23 protein-coding genes and 1 riboswitch are annotated in these 17,367 nt (G+C 41.8%); of the genes, 9 read left to right on the top strand and 14 right to left on the bottom strand.

The window, feature by feature from the left end; genetic code table 11:
- Positions 1 to 171 precede the first annotated feature (171 nt).
- Positions 172 to 306, bottom strand: a riboswitch (SAM riboswitch).
- A 226-nt stretch (positions 307 to 532) separates the two neighbouring features.
- Positions 533 to 2,119 carry a phosphoenolpyruvate carboxykinase (ATP) gene (gene pckA, locus QSJ46_RS12785; protein WP_047203525.1) on the top strand — a complete coding sequence of 529 codons (1,587 nt, stop codon included), beginning with the start codon at positions 533 to 535 and terminating at the stop codon, positions 2,117 to 2,119.
- Between the two features lie 42 nt (positions 2,120 to 2,161).
- Here the strand turns inward: pckA and QSJ46_RS12780 are convergent, their stop codons facing one another.
- The 6 genes from QSJ46_RS12780 to QSJ46_RS12755 are packed head-to-tail and all read right to left on the bottom strand — an operon-like array spanning position 2,162 to position 7,298.
- Positions 2,162 to 2,404, bottom strand: a complete 243-nt coding sequence (locus tag QSJ46_RS12780) for a DUF2584 domain-containing protein (protein WP_025092385.1) — start codon at positions 2,402 to 2,404, stop codon at positions 2,162 to 2,164.
- A 39-nt stretch (positions 2,405 to 2,443) separates the two neighbouring features.
- A complete protein-coding gene (locus QSJ46_RS12775) occupies positions 2,444 to 3,238 on the bottom strand; it encodes an alpha/beta hydrolase family protein (protein ID WP_107163193.1) in 795 nt (264 codons plus the stop codon).
- A gap of 26 nt (positions 3,239 to 3,264) precedes the next feature.
- Complete coding sequence (locus tag QSJ46_RS12770) at positions 3,265 to 4,746, bottom strand: phytoene desaturase family protein (protein WP_285604805.1); 1,482 nt, start codon at positions 4,744 to 4,746, stop codon at positions 3,265 to 3,267.
- Positions 4,743 to 5,870 carry a glycosyltransferase family 2 protein gene (locus tag QSJ46_RS12765; protein ID WP_285604804.1) on the bottom strand — a complete coding sequence of 376 codons (1,128 nt, stop codon included), beginning with the start codon at positions 5,868 to 5,870 and terminating at the stop codon, positions 4,743 to 4,745. The genes QSJ46_RS12770 and QSJ46_RS12765 overlap by 4 nt, the downstream gene beginning before the upstream one ends.
- On the bottom strand, positions 5,855 to 6,601 hold the full coding sequence (locus QSJ46_RS12760) for a lysophospholipid acyltransferase family protein (RefSeq protein WP_285604803.1): 747 nt from the start codon (positions 6,599 to 6,601) through the stop codon (positions 5,855 to 5,857). Before QSJ46_RS12760 ends, QSJ46_RS12765 begins: the two co-directional genes overlap by 16 nt.
- Entirely contained in the window at positions 6,570 to 7,298 is a 729-nt protein-coding gene (locus tag QSJ46_RS12755; RefSeq protein ID WP_047203530.1) for a carotenoid biosynthesis protein, read from the bottom strand. Before QSJ46_RS12755 ends, QSJ46_RS12760 begins: the two co-directional genes overlap by 32 nt.
- A gap of 174 nt (positions 7,299 to 7,472) precedes the next feature.
- On the opposite strand from QSJ46_RS12755, the gene QSJ46_RS12750 reads away from it, so the two are divergent.
- The 3 genes from QSJ46_RS12750 to QSJ46_RS12740 are packed head-to-tail and all read left to right on the top strand — an operon-like array spanning position 7,473 to position 10,041.
- Positions 7,473 to 8,474 (top strand): ABC transporter substrate-binding protein, encoded by a 1,002-nt coding sequence (locus QSJ46_RS12750; protein WP_285604802.1) that lies wholly within the window; start codon positions 7,473 to 7,475, stop codon positions 8,472 to 8,474.
- A gap of 15 nt (positions 8,475 to 8,489) precedes the next feature.
- Complete coding sequence (locus QSJ46_RS12745; RefSeq protein ID WP_285604801.1) at positions 8,490 to 9,260, top strand: ABC transporter ATP-binding protein; 771 nt, start codon at positions 8,490 to 8,492, stop codon at positions 9,258 to 9,260.
- A 34-nt stretch (positions 9,261 to 9,294) separates the two neighbouring features.
- Positions 9,295 to 10,041 carry an ABC transporter permease gene (locus QSJ46_RS12740; RefSeq protein WP_369810477.1) on the top strand — a complete coding sequence of 249 codons (747 nt, stop codon included), beginning with the start codon at positions 9,295 to 9,297 and terminating at the stop codon, positions 10,039 to 10,041.
- 32 nt (positions 10,042 to 10,073) lie between these two features.
- On the opposite strand, the gene ytkD is transcribed toward QSJ46_RS12740, so the two are convergent.
- Positions 10,074 to 10,550, bottom strand: coding sequence for an RNA deprotection pyrophosphohydrolase (gene ytkD / locus QSJ46_RS12735; RefSeq protein ID WP_039180876.1), 477 nt, complete (start codon positions 10,548 to 10,550; stop codon positions 10,074 to 10,076).
- A 248-nt stretch (positions 10,551 to 10,798) separates the two neighbouring features.
- On the opposite strand from ytkD, the gene QSJ46_RS12730 reads away from it, so the two are divergent.
- Together QSJ46_RS12730 and QSJ46_RS12725 are read left to right on the top strand one after the other, a co-directional pair.
- Positions 10,799 to 11,410, top strand: coding sequence for a TerD family protein (locus tag QSJ46_RS12730; protein WP_224929199.1), 612 nt, complete (start codon positions 10,799 to 10,801; stop codon positions 11,408 to 11,410).
- A 22-nt stretch (positions 11,411 to 11,432) separates the two neighbouring features.
- Complete coding sequence (locus QSJ46_RS12725; RefSeq protein ID WP_039180879.1) at positions 11,433 to 12,218, top strand: AIM24 family protein; 786 nt, start codon at positions 11,433 to 11,435, stop codon at positions 12,216 to 12,218.
- Between the two features lie 28 nt (positions 12,219 to 12,246).
- On the opposite strand, the gene QSJ46_RS12720 is transcribed toward QSJ46_RS12725, so the two are convergent.
- From QSJ46_RS12720 to QSJ46_RS12705, 4 genes are all read right to left on the bottom strand, one after another.
- Positions 12,247 to 12,555 (bottom strand): hypothetical protein, encoded by a 309-nt coding sequence (locus tag QSJ46_RS12720; RefSeq protein WP_024425787.1) that lies wholly within the window; start codon positions 12,553 to 12,555, stop codon positions 12,247 to 12,249.
- A 44-nt stretch (positions 12,556 to 12,599) separates the two neighbouring features.
- Positions 12,600 to 13,004, bottom strand: a complete 405-nt coding sequence (locus QSJ46_RS12715) for a phage holin family protein (RefSeq protein WP_039180882.1) — start codon at positions 13,002 to 13,004, stop codon at positions 12,600 to 12,602.
- 151 nt (positions 13,005 to 13,155) lie between these two features.
- Positions 13,156 to 13,347 (bottom strand): hypothetical protein, encoded by a 192-nt coding sequence (locus QSJ46_RS12710; RefSeq protein ID WP_024424925.1) that lies wholly within the window; start codon positions 13,345 to 13,347, stop codon positions 13,156 to 13,158.
- Between the two features lie 127 nt (positions 13,348 to 13,474).
- Positions 13,475 to 13,912: a Dps family protein gene (locus QSJ46_RS12705; protein WP_039180885.1), complete on the bottom strand. Its 438-nt coding sequence runs from the start codon at positions 13,910 to 13,912 to the stop codon at positions 13,475 to 13,477.
- Between the two features lie 131 nt (positions 13,913 to 14,043).
- On the opposite strand from QSJ46_RS12705, the gene ytzI reads away from it, so the two are divergent.
- The gene (ytzI, locus tag QSJ46_RS12700; protein WP_003217544.1) at positions 14,044 to 14,190 is read left to right on the top strand and encodes a YtzI protein; all 147 of its coding nucleotides are present in this window, start codon (positions 14,044 to 14,046) and stop codon (positions 14,188 to 14,190) included.
- A gap of 8 nt (positions 14,191 to 14,198) precedes the next feature.
- Here ytzI and QSJ46_RS12695 read toward each other — a convergent pair whose 3' ends face one another.
- Together QSJ46_RS12695 and QSJ46_RS12690 are read right to left on the bottom strand one after the other, a co-directional pair.
- A complete protein-coding gene (locus QSJ46_RS12695; protein WP_039180888.1) occupies positions 14,199 to 14,636 on the bottom strand; it encodes a FixH family protein in 438 nt (145 codons plus the stop codon).
- Between the two features lie 118 nt (positions 14,637 to 14,754).
- The gene (locus tag QSJ46_RS12690; protein WP_003217624.1) at positions 14,755 to 15,228 is read right to left on the bottom strand and encodes an S-ribosylhomocysteine lyase; all 474 of its coding nucleotides are present in this window, start codon (positions 15,226 to 15,228) and stop codon (positions 14,755 to 14,757) included.
- Between the two features lie 126 nt (positions 15,229 to 15,354).
- On the opposite strand from QSJ46_RS12690, the gene yidD reads away from it, so the two are divergent.
- Positions 15,355 to 15,579, top strand: a complete 225-nt coding sequence (gene yidD / locus QSJ46_RS12685; protein WP_041107381.1) for a membrane protein insertion efficiency factor YidD — start codon at positions 15,355 to 15,357, stop codon at positions 15,577 to 15,579.
- Between the two features lies 1 nt (position 15,580).
- Here the strand turns inward: yidD and QSJ46_RS12680 are convergent, their stop codons facing one another.
- Positions 15,581 to 16,147 carry a beta-class carbonic anhydrase gene (locus QSJ46_RS12680; protein ID WP_024424929.1) on the bottom strand — a complete coding sequence of 189 codons (567 nt, stop codon included), beginning with the start codon at positions 16,145 to 16,147 and terminating at the stop codon, positions 15,581 to 15,583.
- Between the two features lie 214 nt (positions 16,148 to 16,361).
- On the opposite strand from QSJ46_RS12680, the gene QSJ46_RS12675 reads away from it, so the two are divergent.
- The gene (locus tag QSJ46_RS12675; protein WP_285604800.1) at positions 16,362 to 17,345 is read left to right on the top strand and encodes a metal ABC transporter solute-binding protein, Zn/Mn family; all 984 of its coding nucleotides are present in this window, start codon (positions 16,362 to 16,364) and stop codon (positions 17,343 to 17,345) included.
- The last annotated feature ends 22 nt before the right edge of the window (positions 17,346 to 17,367 follow it).

Genomic DNA, 17,367 nt, shown 5'->3' with positions numbered 1-17,367 from the left:
ACCACATCATCCCAAGATGAGGCCTCCAATATGATACGGAACTCGTTCCCTCTTATATTTAATAACGTTTATATTAGAGATGTTATTGGCAATTTGTTCATATGATATCCCAAAAATAAAAAAACCATTTCCTTCATTGCGAGGAAAGGGTCTGAGATCGCATGCCTTTCACTCTTATCGCTCAAGGTGTTCTTGTACCTTGCATCAGGTTAGCACCTTGGTTTCTCAGCATGTTCATGCCTTTTTCATAAGAAACCGGTTGCTGGGCTTCATCGGGCCTGTCCCTCCACCAACTCGGGATAAGAGTATCCGTTCAATAAGATATCTTATCTTAAACCCTTGCGTCATGTCAATGCTTCATAAGAATTATCTCCCTCTTTTTTCTCCTCATCATTAGCATCACCAAAAAGCATATTTTCATAGCAGAAATGAAAAAACACACACAAAAATTTTTAAATAGTATAGACTATTATTATTAATGTGTTATACTAATCGAAACAAACAAATTCAACGGTAAAGGAAGGGTTTTTTTATGAACTCAGTGGATTTAAAAGAAGATTTGCAGTCATTGCTCTCATTAGAAAATACGCACCAAAATTTATCTGTTCCGAAACTTGTTGAAAAGATTTTGGCACGTAATGAAGGCGTTTTAACATCAACAGGAGCTGTCCGCGCGACAACTGGAGCCTACACAGGACGTTCGCCTAAAGATAAATTTATCGTCAAAGAAGAAAGCTCTGAGCATAAAATCGATTGGGGTCAAGTAAACCAGCCGATCTCCAAAGAAGCATTTGACCGTTTATATACAAAGGTTGTGTCATACTTAAAAGAACGTGATGAACTATTCGTCTTTGAAGGGTTTGCAGGCGCTGATGAAAGATATCGTATGCCGATTACAGTTGTAAACGAATTCGCATGGCACAATCTTTTTGCCAAGCAGCTATTTATCAGACCTGACGGGTCAACACCTTCTTCAAACGAAAAACCTTTCACCATCTTATCTGCACCGCACTTCAAAGCAGATCCTGTAACAGATGGCACAAACTCTGAAACGTTTATCATCGTTTCTTTTGAAAAACGCACGATTCTTATCGGTGGAACAGAATATGCAGGAGAAATGAAAAAGTCCATTTTCTCTGTGATGAACTACCTGCTTCCTGAGCAAGATATTTTATCCATGCACTGCTCAGCAAACGTAGGTCAAGAAGGCGATGTAGCCTTATTCTTTGGACTTTCAGGTACTGGGAAAACGACGCTTTCTGCAAGCGCAAGCCGCAAGCTGATCGGAGACGATGAACACGGCTGGTCTGGCACAGGGGTCTTTAATATCGAGGGCGGATGCTATGCGAAATGTGTGAACTTAAGTGAAGAAAAAGAACCACAGATCTACAAAGCGATCAGCTTCGGATCAGTTCTTGAAAACGTTGTGCTTGATGAAGAAACACGTGAAGCGGATTACGATGATACATTCTTTACTGAAAATACACGCGCTGCTTACCCAATCGAAATGATTGATAACATCGTGAAACCAAGTATCGCAGGACATCCATCTGCCATTGTCTTCTTAACAGCTGATGCGTTTGGCGTATTACCTCCAATCAGCCGTTTAACAAAAGAACAGGCAATGTACCATTTCTTGAGCGGGTACACAAGTAAATTAGCTGGAACTGAGCGCGGTGTCACATCACCAGAAACGACATTCTCAACTTGCTTCGGTTCACCATTCCTCCCGCTTCCAGCTCACGTCTATGCTGAAATGCTCGGCAAAAAGATTGATGAGCATGGTGCTAAAGTATTCCTTGTGAATACAGGCTGGACTGGCGGAGGCTATGGTACAGGCAAACGAATGAATCTCGCTCATACAAGAGCAATGGTGCAGGCAGCAATCGAAGGTGACCTTGACAATGCTGAGATGATCACTGATGACATCTTCGGATTACACATCCCGCTTCATATTCCTGGTGTACCAGATGAAGTGCTTCAACCTGCTAAAACATGGGATGACCAAAAGGCTTATCAAGAAAAAGCACACTTCCTTGCCAATGAATTTAAAAAGAACTTCCAAAAATTCAGCCACGCGGCAAGTGACATTGAAGCCAAAGGCGGACCACTCGTATAACCAAATGAAAAAAGCTGAGGAGATTCAATCCCTCAGCTTTTTTTAGTTTGTTGAATGCAATGACACAAGGCGGTATGTCACCTTCGTGACATTGTCTGTCAGCTCTAGTTTTTCAACATGTGCTGTCCCTGTTTTTTCTCCGTCTTTCGTTTTGCGCACCTCAAGTGGAATATTTAATGGATAAATGCGGTATCCATCCTTCATGAGTTCAAATACATTTTCTTCAATTCTTGTCTCTTTTCCCTTTGTGACAATCATTGTATTAAATTCAACAGGCATTCCCATAATGAAAATCCCCCTACTTTCTATATTTCGTTATACTGCTTATTTTACCACATTTCCGCTTTTTCGGCTGTGCATCCATGTGGTCAGCCTTCTCACAATTTCTCGATTATGCTGCGGCGGAAAGTAGTGGTTGTATCCGTGGAAATACCATGTCTCCACGGACTTCCCGTGCTGGCGCAGCGCATCTTCTAACAAATACGCATGCTCAATCGATACATTTTGATCTTCTTCTCCGTGGATGATGAGGACAGGTGCTTCAATTTGATCCACATCATTTAAAGGGGTTCTGTTCTCATATGCCTCTGGCACCTTATGCGGCGGACCGCCAATCACACGCTTCATCATCCGTCTCATATCCACACGCTCTTCATAAGTAAGTTTCATGTCACTGACGCCTCCCCATGTGACAAAGGAAGCTGCCTCCTGTTTCATTTCAACAGCGGTCCAAATACCCATAATACCGCCTCGCGAAAAACCAAAGATATGAACGCGGTCCTTCTTCACTTTTTTGTGCTGCTTTAACAACTGAAAGGCAGCGAACGCATCTTTTCGATCTTCTCCGGCAAAATCTTCGTTCCCTTCGCCCCCCTGATTTCCTCGGTAAAAGGGAGCAAAGACGACAAAGCCCTGCGCGGCAAATTGCACAATCCGGCCAGGTCTGACCATCCCCACATTTTTAATGCCGCCTCGTAAGTACAAAAAGCCGTCGTAGAGACCTTCTCCGGCCGGCTCAGCGAGCAGCCCTTTCATCCGAAGCCCATCTGCCTCATAGGTCACTGTATATAAGTGAATATGCGGATGGGGCGACGGAAACCTTCTTTTTTCCACAATCACTCGATTTCTCTCCTTTTCATCTCTGTTTACGTCCATTGCTTCAGCATCGCTTCTGCGACAAGCTGGCCTGATTTTGTCACCATTGGCGTGCCGCCGCCTGGATGACTTGTTCCCCCAACAAACCAAAGCCCTTCAATGTCCTTTGACTGATTATTGATGCGAAAGAACGCCTGTTTGAACGAGTTTGAAGACATGCCATAAATGGCTCCACGATATGCCCCCGTTTTCTGCTGCAGATCGAGCGGGGTTTGAACCGCTTCATATTCGATCAGCTCATCCAAACCAAAAAGGCCTTTTTCCATTAATTTGTTTTTTACATGCTGACGATATGTCTCCTTTAGCATGTCCCAATCTTGCTCATTTGTCACATAAGGTGCATTGGCCAGTACAAACAGGTTGCTTCTTCCCGCTCCTCCGCTTAAAGCTGGTTCTGAATGACCTGAATAACATATGTAAAGCGTCGGATCTTGAGGCAGTTGTTTTTTCTGAAAAATATCCTTGAATTCTTGCTCATAATCCTCAGGGAAAAACACATTGTGATGAGCCAGCTGCTCATAGACTTTAGGTACACCTAATAAAAGAACAAAGCCAGACAACGACGGTTCAATACCAGCCAGTTTTTGATTTAAAAAACGAGGACGGTCTTTTTCATCTATAAGATGACGGTATACAGTCAGCGCATCTGCTCCTGTAATGACTTGATCTGCCTCATACATCTTCTGATCCGTCTCCACTCCTTTGATCCGCCGATCCTTCACATGAATCTTGTTCACTTGTTCATTGAGGTGAATCTGAACGCCTAATTCTTTTGCCAGTGTCTCAAATGCCTCAACTAAACGATACGTACCGCCTTGTATTCCATAAATCCCTTTCTCCCCTTCTAAATATGCCATCATGTTAAAAATAGCCGGCGCTTCGTAGGGAGAAGAGCCGATATAAGTGGCATACCGTCCAAACATCGCCAATGTATGGGGATGACGGAAATATTGACGCAGCAGGCGCTGAACGGATGTGAATGGTTTGACAGCAAGAAGTGCTTTCATCAGCTTAAAATCCGCCTTATCCTTCCAGCTCAATAACAAACGATTTAAAAACTGCTCCTCTGCCTTTTGAAAAAACGTCTTTGATTCCTGTAAAAATGCACGGTATTGCTTCGCATCTTCAGGACTGAATGCAGCAATTTGTGATTCCATTTGCTCAATATTCGGCGTAAACTCGACCGTATGGCCATCTGAAAAAATATTTTTGGTCAGTGGAGAAATCGGATAAAAGGTCACATAATCCTCCATCCGTCTATGACAGGCCGTAAACACTTCTTCAAAATATGCCTTCATTGTAATAGTACTCGGTCCTAAATCAAAAGAGTAGCCTGCCTCGTGATGGCGCTGCAATTTCCCGCCTAAAGCCGCTTCTTTTTCTAAAATGGTGACCTGAACCCCGCGTGACTGGAGACGGATCGCGGCTGATAATCCGCCAAGTCCGCCGCCGATGATGATCACTTTTTTCATTCGTACTTTCTCCCTTTCCATTCATACCCTTCTTTTTTCAGATCGATTTTCATAGAAGCAAAACCGATAGCAATCAGGCTTAAAATACTGACCGGCAATAAAAAAGCCATCGCAGATGTCCGCCCATTTTCAGTATCTATTGCCGCTTTAATCGACACACCCAGCCCATAGCAAAGGATCGCTAAGCATATGCTCAAAACATCCAGCTGAAACAATGCAATCATGAAACAAATGACAGGAACCAAATAAAGGAGGGTGTATAAACAAAAGACACTGCTTAACAAAGCAATGCTTCGATTCACACCTGGGAATAAATTTTTCCGGTAACCTTCCCAAACCTCTTGTCCACTCTCATACATTCTCATATACACAAATGGATGAATGCTTGCAAGTGTGAACGGAAAGCCTTTTTCCTTCACACGTCTAGCCAAGGCCATATCATCAACTAGTGAATCCTTGATCGCTTCATGCCCGCCAATGTCGTGATAACAATTCTTTTCAATGGCAATAAAACCGCCATGTGCTGCGGAAAAAGCGGGGTTCTTAGATTTTCTTACCCATTTCACTGGCAGATGACAGCCAATGGTAAACATCATCATAGGAACCACAAGATGCTCAAAAAATGTACCTGTTTTCTGTTCTGGAAAACCTGACAGCATGCCCGTTTTTTGCATGCATAACTGCTTGTACACTGATTCAACTGCCCCTTTTTTTAACCGGACATCCGCATCTAAAAATAGCAGCCAGTCAGAAGCAGCAGCTTCCGCGAGCTGAGAACAGGCATATGATTTACCAAGCCAGCCGCGCTTTAATGGTTGACCTGACTGGACACGGATCCACGGATATGTTTCTGCGAACCGCTCCACAATCGCTCTTGTCTGATCTGTCGAGTGATCATCAAGGACGATGAGCTCTTTCGGGTAAAGACGTTGATCAACGATCGACTGAAGACAGGCTTCGATCCGATTTTCCTCATTTCGCGCTGGAATCAGAATTGATAACGAAATAGGTTCACCCGACGGAAAGGATGCTGGCTTTAAAACAGGAAGCTGCCTCATATTCCATATGGTGAAAATAAACTGACAGAGCAAGAGTACACTGATCACAGTTAGGAAGACCGCCATGTTTTCACCCACTTTTTAAAGGAATCAAACGCATCACTTGTTGACTGACTTGTCCTTGTCATCTGTCTAAATTCTTGATTAGTTGAAAAATCAGGATCTGCGATGACCTGTTCTTGATGTGCGTTTAGCTGCGTTTCAAGCAGATCTCTGAGCAGGTGCGTCACGTCCTTGCTTCGAAGTGCCCCGCCAGATACTAAGGTATCTTCCCCAAACAAAGCAGATACTGTCGGCTTTTGAAATTGATTAAATGTATAATGCAAGGTCACAGGCTTCACCACGACTTGCTCAAATTGTCTCACTAAAAATGAAGCCCCGCCCTCTAATTCAAGCGGCCGCATGTCCTGATGCATGATTTTCCCCTGTGGAAAAAGCCATACAGCCCCGCCAGCCTGCATGTTTTCTTTAGCCGTCATTAATGCTTGCTTCACACTTTTCGGATTCTCTTTCTGAACCGGAAAGGCACCTAGCTTACGAAAAAAGGCATATTGCTTCAGCTGCTTCTCTTCCATCATCATATAGTGATCGAGTTCGGACGCTTTTTCTGTTAAAAGAAAGAGGATGAGTCCATCCCACCATGAGCTATGATTGGCGAGATAAAGAACAGGCAGCTTCTCGTTTGGGTCCACAGCGCCTTTCATCATCACGCAGCGAAAATGTTTATGAAGTAAATACCGCTCAAGATAAAGAGAAAATATACGTCTAAACGATCGGCTTTTGTCGCTTTCTTTCAAATTGAACCCTTCCTTCACACAAAATAACAATGATCAGTGCTAAATAAAAAATGACCTCGAGCCCGCCCTTTAATGCCAGCACACCAAAAAAGAACACCATTGCCTGATAAATATGGCTCGTCCAGCTCAAAGCCTTCTGATCAATCTGAACAAGCGGGAAGAGAAAGGAAAGTCCTGCTCCAATCATACCCCAGCTCACAAAATTCTCAAAAGGAATACCATAAAAACCACCGCCGTCATACCACACCCAAAATTTCCGTTCAGCCGCTACTGGATCTAATATGAGGTCAAGTAAGACAATCCATATCCCCGTTTCGACCGCTCGTTTCCATTTCGACTGCTGACTGGATAAAAAAAGACTGTTTAAAAACACACCAACCCATGCAAAAGCAATGGTTAAAGGTACCCCTGCCACTAGAAAACCTAATGCCGGATAATAGTCATAAACCCCAAAAGGAAACCCGGTTGTGATCCCAATCCATTCAACCGTAAATGTCAGTACGCCGACAATGGCTGCCCGTTTGATCACAATTCCCCATGATCCATAAATATTTCGCCCAATCTCTATCACACAGCAGGCATACAGCACAAGGAAAATGCCATTTGCAAACTGCAGCCATGCTGGCACCTCAAAAAAGACCATTAATATGAGCCCTACTAAATACCACCCAAGAAATACCCAACTCACTCTATACACGAAACCGCCCCTTTATTCCTTCCAAATTCAAGAAAGTATTCATGCTTCTAGTATAAAAAAAAAGACACGTTCTATAAATAAACAATGCGCTTCTTATTTTCATCTAGGCACTCACCAAAAATCCCTTTTGACATACTTTAATTAGTGATCTAGAACAAAGGAGGCGAATTACTCTTGAATCGTTCCATCAAAGTCAGACTGGCATTCATCGTCGTTGTCCTGCTCTTTATTCCATTTGTCGCCTGTAAAAAAGAACAAGAGCAGGCCGTACAAGTAGCCGAGGTGACCCATTCGGTTTTTTATGCTCCGCTATATGTTGCCTTATCTGAGGACTTTTTCAAAGAAGAAGGGCTAGAGGTTGAATTAAAAACGACTTGGGGCGGCGATAAAACGATGACCGCTCTCTTATCCGGCGGTGCAGATATTGCCCTGACCGGATCTGAATCCTCTATCTATGTAGAGGCTCAAGACACAAAAGACTCTGTCATCAACTTTGCACAGCTGACACAAACAGACGGTACATTTCTTGTTTCAAGGGAGAAAGTGAGCGAATTCTCTTGGAATCAATTAAAAGGAAAAGACTTTCTTGGACAGCGGAAAGGCGGCATGCCGCAAATGGTCGGTGAATATGTCCTGAAAAAGGAAGGCATTGATGTAAAAAAGGATCTCCGCATGATTCAAAATATTGATTTTGCCAATATTTCAGGTGCTTTCTCCTCTGGAACTGGCGATTTTGTGCAGTTATTCGAACCGACAGCATCCTTAATTGAAAAAGAAGGCAAAGGGTACATCACCGCCTCCTTTGGAGAGGCTTCCGGAAAGGTGCCGTATACCACCTTCATGGCAAAGAAAAGTTACTTAGAGGAAAACAAAGAGACAGCAGAAGCCTTCACTCGTGCCATTTACAAAGCGCAGAAATGGGTGGAAGCCAAGCAGCCGGAGGAGATTGCCAAAACCATTCAATCTCATTTTCCTGACACAGCACTTGATGTCTTATCAACAGCCATTAAACGCTACAAACAGCAGGACTCCTATGCAACAGACCCCCTTCTGAATGAAGAGGAATGGAACAAATTGCAGGAAATTATGAAGGAGAGCGATGAATTGCCGAAATTTATCCCGTATAAACAACTTGTCGATTCATCCATTGCAAAGAAGGTCACAGAACATAAATAGAATAGGAGGTAGCACATGTCTTTCCTTCAAATTGACCATGTGACCCACACGTACTTCTCTTTAAAAGAAAAAACAACGGCCATACAGCACATCAATATGGAGATAGACCAAGGAGAATTTATCTCATTTATTGGTCCCAGTGGGTGCGGAAAAACCACCCTGCTGTCTATCATTGCAGGAATAACGCCGCCTTCTGAAGGCCGAATTTTAATCGAAGGAAAAGAACCTAATCAAAAGGAGCATCAAATCGGCTACATGCTCCAGCAAGATTATTTGTTTCCTTGGAAAACCATCAAGGAAAATATCATTCTCGGGTTGAAAATTACCAAACAAGATTCACATGAAGCCACCTCCGCCGCTCTTGGCTTACTGCCTAAGCTTGGCCTTCATGATGTAGAGGAAAAATACCCGAAAGAGCTGTCAGGCGGTATGAGGCAGCGTGCGGCTCTCGCCCGAACGCTTGCAGTGAATCCCGGTCTGCTTTTACTAGATGAACCCTTTTCAGCTCTAGACTACCAAACCAAACTCACTTTAGAGGATCTCGTCTTTCATACACTCAAAAACTATCAAAAAACAGCGGTTCTTGTGACACATGACATTGGCGAAGCCATTGCGATGAGTGATCGCATTTTCTTATTCTCAAAGCATCCTGGCTCGATTCAGCGGATTTTTACCGTTCCAGAGGATCTGAGGACTCTTTCTCCTTTTAAAGCAAGACAGACCCAGAGTTTCCAAGAGCTCTTTCAAACGATTTGGAAGGAGCTGAAAACCGTTGAAACACAGTGACCTTTTACATGAAGCCTATCGAAAAAAATACCGAATGGAAAAGCGCATGACCCGAATCTATCAGTTCATTATTTTCGCCAGCTTCTTTTCGCTTTGGGAGCTTGCCAGTCATTTTCGTCTCATCGATCCACTGATATTTAGTTCACCATCAGCGGTCTGCCAATTGTTTGTACAAAAAATATCCGATGGGTCTTTAGTGAATCATATGAGTATTACATTATTTGAAACAGTACTCGGATTTCTACTTGGTACCTTTTGCGGCATTTTGCTTGCTGCCGCCTTATGGTGGTCCACCCGCCTGGCAAACGTTCTTGATCCTTATTTAGTCATTTTAAATGCCATGCCAAAAGTTGCCCTCGCCCCGATTTTAATTGTTGCCCTTGGGCCTGGCATGATCAGTATCGTTGCCATGGGCGCAATCATTAGTGTGATCATTACGACGATCGTCATTTATACAGCGTTTCAAGAGGTCGATGAGAATTATTTAAAGGTGATGAAAACCTTTGGTGCGAAAAAAAGCGTCGTCTTTCGCGAGGTCATTTTGCCAGCTAGTATTCCAACGATGATTTCTGCGATCAAAGTCAATGTCGGCCTTTCTTGGGTTGGGGTTATTGTAGGGGAATTTCTTGTTTCCTCAAAAGGGCTCGGCTACATGATCATTTACGGCTTTCAAGTCTTCAATTTTACACTCGTGTTCTTAAGTCTTTTCATTATTGCCGTATTTGCGACTATCATGTACCAGCTTGTGGAATGGCTCGAACGCCGCTTTCTTCAAAAATAAAAAAGCACAGGGAATGTCTCCCTGCGCTTTTTTTAACGAATCAAACCGTTTTTTTCTAAATAAGCAAGACTTTGTCTTAACACATCATCTTTCATAATAAAACTGAAATTCTTATTTTTTGCGATGGATCTTGGCAAGTCTGCGAAAAGAACGGGTCCTTTCGTTTCAAAATACGTGTCTTGCTTCACTAGCTTTTCAATATCAGCGAAATAAATATTCTTGACAATGACCTTTTCTCTGCCCAGTACCTGATATTGACCAATATACGTTAATTCACGAACAACAGCACCCGTCTCTTCTTGAATCTCCCGTATAGCGGCTTGGTCTGCTTCTTCATCCGGCTCAACTTTCCCTCCTGGAAACTCATAGCCCCGATCCTCATGTTCAGTGAGCAGCCACTTCCCTTGGTAGCGGCAGATGGCCCAAACATGCTTAGGATGACTTGAAAAAGGCTTCCCCTCAAAAGAGAGCTTGACCGTATTATGATAATAGTCTTTAAATACATGCATGTGAAATCCCTCATATCCTGTCCTTGCTTCTTGTAAAACATCATACCACAGATCACATTTATCTGAAGAATTTTTATCAAAAGTGAAACAAACGAGTGGTTCCAACTCGTCTGTATCTAAAATGAGGTATTGTTGCTAAAACCTTTTTATCATCTCCAACTTCACCCAATTTTAATCATGAAACCTTTTATCCCTATATGACGTAAATGAATCAGTGTTTGTCCTATGACAACGAGGAGGAAATCAGCATGAGTATAAAAAATGGGTCAAAACAAGACGCACCCCATGAGGTGATCAAGAAACACCTCGTGAAAGGGCAAAAGTTAGATTTAACAAAAGACAATCCAGCGGTCGACCAAATTCATATCGGGCTTGGCTGGGACCTGGCCGGTCAGCCAATTGATTTAGATACGCAAGTGTTTCTTTTAAATGAAGAGGACAAACTTTTGTCTCCTAAGCATCTGATCTATTATCACCAGCAGCAAAGCTTAGACGGAGCTGTTCGTCATCTTGGTGATCATCAAGTTGGCGGAGGGTATCGAGACAATGAAATGATTATTATGCAATTAAGCAGAGTCTCACCTGATATTCATAAAATTGTCGTCACAGCCACAATACATGATGCACACGAACGCCAGCATCATTTTGGACAAGTCACTAATGCCTATGTGCGCCTTACTGATCAAATCTCGCAGCAAGAGATTTGTACCTTTCAGTTAACAGAAGATTATTCGTATTGTACATCCATTATATGCGCAGAACTCACGAGAGATCAGGAGGAATGGAAAATCACTGCGACCGGGCAAGGGACTACTCTAGATTTACATGATTTATGCCGCATCTATGGATTCACATCTTGACGCAGGAAAGGAGCCGGCACCCATGGGATTTCATTTCATCACAATAGAAGAACTTACCTTACAAGCAGAAGGCAGCGGAATCTTTTTTGCCAAAAAGGGCGCAATGATTGCCGATCAAGGAAGTTTCCAATACCGCAAGCGATTACTTGGAACGAATAAAGGAAATATGGTCAGCCAAGTATTTAACCATATCAGCAGGAAATTCACAGGTGAAAACCTTGAGATGATGGAAGTGAGTGGACAAGGTACTTGCTATCTGGCTGATTCAAGCGAGCATGTAACAGTGATTAATCTTGAGCCAAGCGGTCCTTGGCAGCATGTAAGTGTAGAAAGTGAAGATTTACTTGCCTTTACTGAGGAATGCCATTACGGCGTCACACCAGTAGGCGTTGGTATTTTATCGCAGAAAGGACTGTTTACATCAAAACTCTCTTATCAAGGGCACGGAGCGCAGGTTGCCATCAAAACGAATGGAAATCCGCTCATTTTAAAAGCCCCCTGCCGCGTAGACCCTGACGCAATTGTCGCTTGGACGGGCAAAGCACCAAAGGTCAAATTAGATGTGAACTGGAAAACTTTCATTGGACAAACATCTGGTGAATCCTATTTATTTGAGTTCCAAGAACAAGACCAAATTGTTATTATTCAGCCATCTGAGCGCACATCTGGCTTACGGGTTGGCTTAGATGATAATCGCTATAAGCCTCAGAGCCAAAGCTCCTCTCATGAATTCACCAATTCACAGCAAGAAAATAGAGGCGGCGGGATCACTGATCTGATCGGAGGCATTTTACAACCGCGAAAATAAAGCATGTAGAGATTCTCTACATGCTTTTTCAATTCATCAAACCATTTGTCTCAATAAAGCTCCTTGTCTCTTCATTGCCGAGCTCATAAATCATTGTGTAAATCTCTTTTCTTTTTCTATCCATTTCATCATTTGGACTATCATAATGATATTCAAGAAAAGGAACATGTGCCCGAAAGAAGCCTTTCCAATCTGTCATATACTGTTCATCGAAATAGTCTCTCAGCTGCAAAATTTGATCATCGTCTGCTTCTATTTGAAATTGCCAAGCCGCTGCATCTCTATGCTGCGATATCGATCCATCTTGTACGGATACATAGTAGGTGTGTCTCGCCATCTGAATCATCCTTTTTTCCTTTAGTATGACCAGATATGAGGAAATTACGGCTTTTTGCGCAATTTATTTTTCAACATGTCCAACACATCAATAAACAACTGTGGAATGGGAATTCCAAGGGCTCTGGCTGTCGAGACGATTTGGTAAGATTCATAAATTATATAAAAGATGATCGCTAAATCCTTAATCGTCCCATTTGTCTTCAGCATGACATCAAAGAAATGCGCCATCGATATTAAGGAAACTGTCACGATCTTTCGGACAAACCTTGTAAAAAACCGCTTCATTGTGAGCTGTCCAGTCAAAGATTCTCTTAGGCTTGAACAAATTAATTCAATAGCCATCAACGTTACTAAAATCATCAGTAAATATCCTGCTCCACCAAACAGAAAGCCCATCGCCGACAAACTCACTGTAACCAACGAAAAGATGCCTAAATCCTTGCTCACTTGGCATCAACATCCTTTCATAGTGGAACTCCTTACCTCAATAGTATATGCCGGATTTTCGCAATAGCTTGGACGACAAAAAATAAAGGCGCTGTTATGCAGGGATACGAATGAGACCAAAAAAGCCGCCCCATGAGGCGGCTTCTCTTTTTTAGACTCTAACATCAATAAATGAAGCATCTGAATCCTTTGGCTGAACAGCTTGAGGCTGCTGCTGCACTTGATCCAGCATCACCATAGCTTGTGCTGTATTCGTAGCAAGCTGTGAATTCAACAAACTAATATTGAGTGTCTTTTGAATGCTCGCTACTTGCTGACTCATCATTCCTGCAATAGAAGACATCTTCTTCCCTCCCTTCTCTTTTCTCTTCGGCTGAAAGCCCTATGATTTCAATGGGCTGTCTGTCCCGATTCCAATAAAAAAAGAATGTCGATCGAATTATGACCGACATTCTTTTCCCATACGTGTATTATCCTAAATATGCTTTAAGCATCCAGTTGTGTTTTTCAATGGATTGATGAATCGCAAGCAGCATATCACCTGTTGTTTCATCGCCAACCTCTGCAGCCAGCTCCATTCCTTTCTTTAATTCCTCAGCGATATTGGAGAAATCATCATATAGATTTTTCACCATTTGCTCCGCTGATTCTTTGCCTTCTGCTTCTTGAATGCTTGAAATTTCTAAGCACTCTTTCATTGTCGCAACAGGCTGTCCATTTAAAGCAAGCATACGCTCAGCCAAATCATCAATATATGTAGCTGTTTCTGTATATAGTTCCTCAAATTTCTCATGGAGTGTAAAGAAATCTTTCCCTTTTACATACCAATGATAGTTATGTAATTTCACGTAAAGCACAGTCCAATCAGCTACTTGTTTATTGACAACGTTTAATAAATTTTCAGACATGTTTATTCCTCCTTATGTAATTGCGTTTAGTATGAGAATACCCTTTTCTTATTATACTGAAACCTGCCGTCAATTTCTTCTATTTTGACTGCATGAAATATATGTTAATATGGAAATAAGGAGGGAGTTAGATGCTGTTACTTGGGATTATCAGCTTTATCATTATCTCAATCGTTGTCTTTTTATCATTGTGGACGACATCGAAGGCTTATGAATATAAGCATAAAGTCGATTCACCACAAGATGCTGAACCAAACCAACGTCCTAATCCAAAATGAAACCGCTTTTAATGATGTGACGTTTCTTCATCTTCAGTAGATGAACTCTCTTTTTTCACCTCACCTACGTGGATGTTCGTTTTCGGCATATTATGCTGCTGTTTAGCTGTCACATGGACTTGTATGATATAAAGGCCATCTTTTTTGAAGGCTGTGTGCAATTCGTATACACCTTTGTTTTCTTTCTTTGGCTGAATCATCTTGCTGTTATCCTTGTCGCCATCTTTCCACACTTCAAATTGTACATCATCTGCATCATCAACAGGCGTATCACCGTATGTGACAGCTGCTTTTACTATAACGCTTTCATTTTTCTCCACTTGCTCAGGTCCTGTAAGCTTTACTTCTAATAGCTCAGGCACTTCCCCTTTGCCGCTATTTGCTGCAGAGTTTCCACATGCACTTAATAACGTGAGCATCAGAATCATTCCCAACATTTTTCGCATCGTGCGTTTCCCCCTTCTTTTACTGACATGTCCATTTTAACAAATATCCCCTATTTTGACATCACTGTTGGAATTCAAATAAAAAACCGGACATCTAAATGTCCGGTTTATCATTCTATTAACCAAATACTTTTAAAAGCTCTTCTTGATCCTGAGAAAGCCAGAAACGCATTAAACGTTTTGCTCCTTCAAGATCATGAAGCTTCGCTTGGCCGCATTGCTCTTCGTTTGCAGCAGGAATTTCAGTTACTTCAACTGCATCCTTGAATGTTGCATCAAGAAGTTCAACGATTTCTTTTGGAGTTGGTGCACCACTGACAACTAAATAGTAGCCTGTCTGGCAGCCCATTGGAGAAATATCGATAATATCAAAATGATCATATTTCTCTGAGTGTGTTCTAATATTAAACGCAAGCAAATGCTCTAATGTATGAATCGTATCAGGTTTCATCGCCTGCTTGTTAGGCTGACAAAAACGAATATCAAATTTATTTACTTCCCCATCTGATCCCACTTTATGAACGCCGCAATGACGAACGTATGGCGCTTTTACAGCATTATGATCAAGTTCAAAGCTTTCAACTGAAGGCATAATCACCACTCCTATAATTGCAATTTCCTATATTATAACATATTTCTCCGACCAGTTTAGTTTATAAAACTTTCCTTCCTTGTCCTTTTTTCTTATACTGTGGAAGACAGACAAGGAGGAACCTCTATGAAACAAATTTTTATCGGCATGATACGCTTTTATCAAAAATGTATTTCCCCTCTGACACCGCCAAGCTGCCGGTTTTATCCAACATGCTCAAACTATGGACTAGAGGCGATCAAAACGCATGGCGCGATCAAGGGCGGCTGGCTGACCATAAAGCGAATTTTGAAATGTCATCCGCTTCACCCCGGCGGCATCGATCCTGTTCCGCCTAAAAAGGAAAAGTAACTTACTTTTCTTCATATCCGTTGACAACTAAGTCAAGCTTCCCTGTTCCAGGGTCAATGACAAGCCCATGTACAGGTACATCTGATGGAAGAAGCGGGTGATTTTTTACAACAGACACACTGTCCTTCACACTCTCTTCAACTGAACTAAAGCTTTTGAGCCACTGTTTAAAATCAATTCCTGAGTATTCCAGTACTTCAATACGCTTTTCTGGAATACCACGCTCAACGGCTTTATTTAAAAGTGTTTGGCTGTCAATTTTGCTCATCCCGCAATCATGATGCCCAATGACATATACCTCGTCAGCATTTAATTCGTAAACAGCAACTAAAATGCTTCGCATAATACTTCCAAATGGATGAGAAACAAGCGCTCCAGCACTTTTGACAATCTTAATATCGCCATTTTTCATGTTCATTGCACGCGGAAGCAGTTCAACAAGTCTTGTATCCATACACGATAGAATGACAGCTTTTTTCTGTGGAAACTTTGTTGTTGTAAATTCTTCGTATTTCTTTTCTTCAATAAATTGTTGATTATATTCGATGATTTCATCTAAAAGTTTCATACGTTTGTCCATTCCTTTATCTTTTTTTAAAAATAAATATAGCACAATGTAAGAAATTTCGTCACGTTTTGCAGCTTATTTTTTTAGAGGAAACATCTGCTTACGAAAATTTTTTATTTTCCTCTTTTCAAATCGTAATTATTACGATACAATAACTCAGGACATTAAATCGTAATCATTTCTATCTATTAGTTTGAGAGGAGACATTTTCTACATGAAAAAAATCTTTTTTATTTTAACAGCTGCTTTTTTCGCAATCGGCCTTGCCGCGTGCTCAAGCAGTGCGGGCACTAATGCTTCAAAAGGAAAGGCAGACGGGAAACTAATCATTTACACCACGATCTTTCCAATCCAAGATTTCACTGAAAAAATTGGCGGCTCTCACGTTCATGCTCAGAGCGTGTATCCTGCCAATGCAGATGCACACAGTTTTGAACCAAGTTCGAAAACGATGGTTGAAATGGCTGAAGGTGATGCCTTTATCTACAGCGGCACAGGAGCTGAAGCATTCGCAGACAAAACTGCTGCCACATTAAAAGACCAAGGTGTGAAAACAGTCAAAGCAGCCGAAGGCATCAAATTGTTATCGACAAATGAAGAACATGCACATGAAGAAGGCGAAGATCACGATCATGAAGGTGAAGACCACGACCATGACGGGCACGATCACGGAGATAAAGACCCTCATGCATGGTTAGACCCAGTTTATGCGCAGCAAATGGCGAAAAACATTAAAGACACACTCGTCTCACTAGATCCAGATCATAAAGAAGAATACACAAAAAACTATGAAAATCTAAAAAAAGATTTACAATCCCTAGATCAAGAATTCAAAACAACGTTATCTAAAGCCAAACATAAAGAAATTCTTGTTTCTCACGCAGCTTATGGTTATTGGGAAAAGCGCTATGGCATTGAGCAAATCAGCGTTTTAGGATTATCTGCTTCCGAAGAGCCATCACAAAAGCAGCTCGAAAACATTGTACAAAAAGCAGAAAAGTATCACATTCAATACGTTATTTTTGAAAACAACGTCAGCAGCAAAGTATCAGATACGATCCGCAGTGAAATTGGGGCAAAAAGCTTAACCCTTAAAAATCTAGAATCCATTACTGAAGATGATGCCAAAAATGGCGAAAGCTACGTCAGCTTAATGAAACAAAACTTAAAGACCTTAAACACCGCATTAAATGATTAATACTTTTTTTAAACCCCGGGTT

The sequence above is a fragment of the Bacillus sp. YKCMOAS1 genome, assembly GCF_030268125.1.
GTDB lineage: Bacteria > Bacillota > Bacilli > Bacillales > Bacillaceae > Bacillus > Bacillus safensis.
The sequence above is the reverse complement of the archived record's forward strand: the minus strand, read 5'-3'. Positions and strand labels throughout refer to the sequence as shown.

Bases quoted from the DNA above. Each gene is read 5' to 3' on its own strand.
- pckA (WP_047203525.1), top strand. From the start codon at position 533: ATGAACTCAGTGGATTTAAAAGAAGATTTGCAGTCATTGCTCTCATTA.
- QSJ46_RS12780 (WP_025092385.1), bottom strand. From the start codon at position 2,404: ATGGGAATGCCTGTTGAATTTAATACAATGATTGTCACAAAGGGAAAA.
- QSJ46_RS12770 (WP_285604805.1), bottom strand. From the start codon at position 4,746: ATGAAAAAAGTGATCATCATCGGCGGCGGACTTGGCGGATTATCAGCC.
- QSJ46_RS12765 (WP_285604804.1), bottom strand. From the start codon at position 5,870: ATGGCGGTCTTCCTAACTGTGATCAGTGTACTCTTGCTCTGTCAGTTT.
- QSJ46_RS12745 (WP_285604801.1), top strand. From the start codon at position 8,490: ATGTCTTTCCTTCAAATTGACCATGTGACCCACACGTACTTCTCTTTA.
- QSJ46_RS12740 (WP_369810477.1), top strand. From the start codon at position 9,295: ATGGAAAAGCGCATGACCCGAATCTATCAGTTCATTATTTTCGCCAGC.
- ytkD (WP_039180876.1), bottom strand. From the start codon at position 10,550: ATGCATGTATTTAAAGACTATTATCATAATACGGTCAAGCTCTCTTTT.
- QSJ46_RS12730 (WP_224929199.1), top strand. From the start codon at position 10,799: ATGAGTATAAAAAATGGGTCAAAACAAGACGCACCCCATGAGGTGATC.
- QSJ46_RS12725 (WP_039180879.1), top strand. From the start codon at position 11,433: ATGGGATTTCATTTCATCACAATAGAAGAACTTACCTTACAAGCAGAA.
- QSJ46_RS12720 (WP_024425787.1), bottom strand. From the start codon at position 12,555: ATGGCGAGACACACCTACTATGTATCCGTACAAGATGGATCGATATCG.
- QSJ46_RS12710 (WP_024424925.1), bottom strand. From the start codon at position 13,347: ATGTCTTCTATTGCAGGAATGATGAGTCAGCAAGTAGCGAGCATTCAA.
- QSJ46_RS12705 (WP_039180885.1), bottom strand. From the start codon at position 13,912: ATGTCTGAAAATTTATTAAACGTTGTCAATAAACAAGTAGCTGATTGG.
- ytzI (WP_003217544.1), top strand. From the start codon at position 14,044: ATGCTGTTACTTGGGATTATCAGCTTTATCATTATCTCAATCGTTGTC.
- QSJ46_RS12695 (WP_039180888.1), bottom strand. From the start codon at position 14,636: ATGCGAAAAATGTTGGGAATGATTCTGATGCTCACGTTATTAAGTGCA.
- QSJ46_RS12690 (WP_003217624.1), bottom strand. From the start codon at position 15,228: ATGCCTTCAGTTGAAAGCTTTGAACTTGATCATAATGCTGTAAAAGCG.
- yidD (WP_041107381.1), top strand. From the start codon at position 15,355: ATGAAACAAATTTTTATCGGCATGATACGCTTTTATCAAAAATGTATT.
- QSJ46_RS12680 (WP_024424929.1), bottom strand. From the start codon at position 16,147: ATGAAACTTTTAGATGAAATCATCGAATATAATCAACAATTTATTGAA.
- QSJ46_RS12675 (WP_285604800.1), top strand. From the start codon at position 16,362: ATGAAAAAAATCTTTTTTATTTTAACAGCTGCTTTTTTCGCAATCGGC.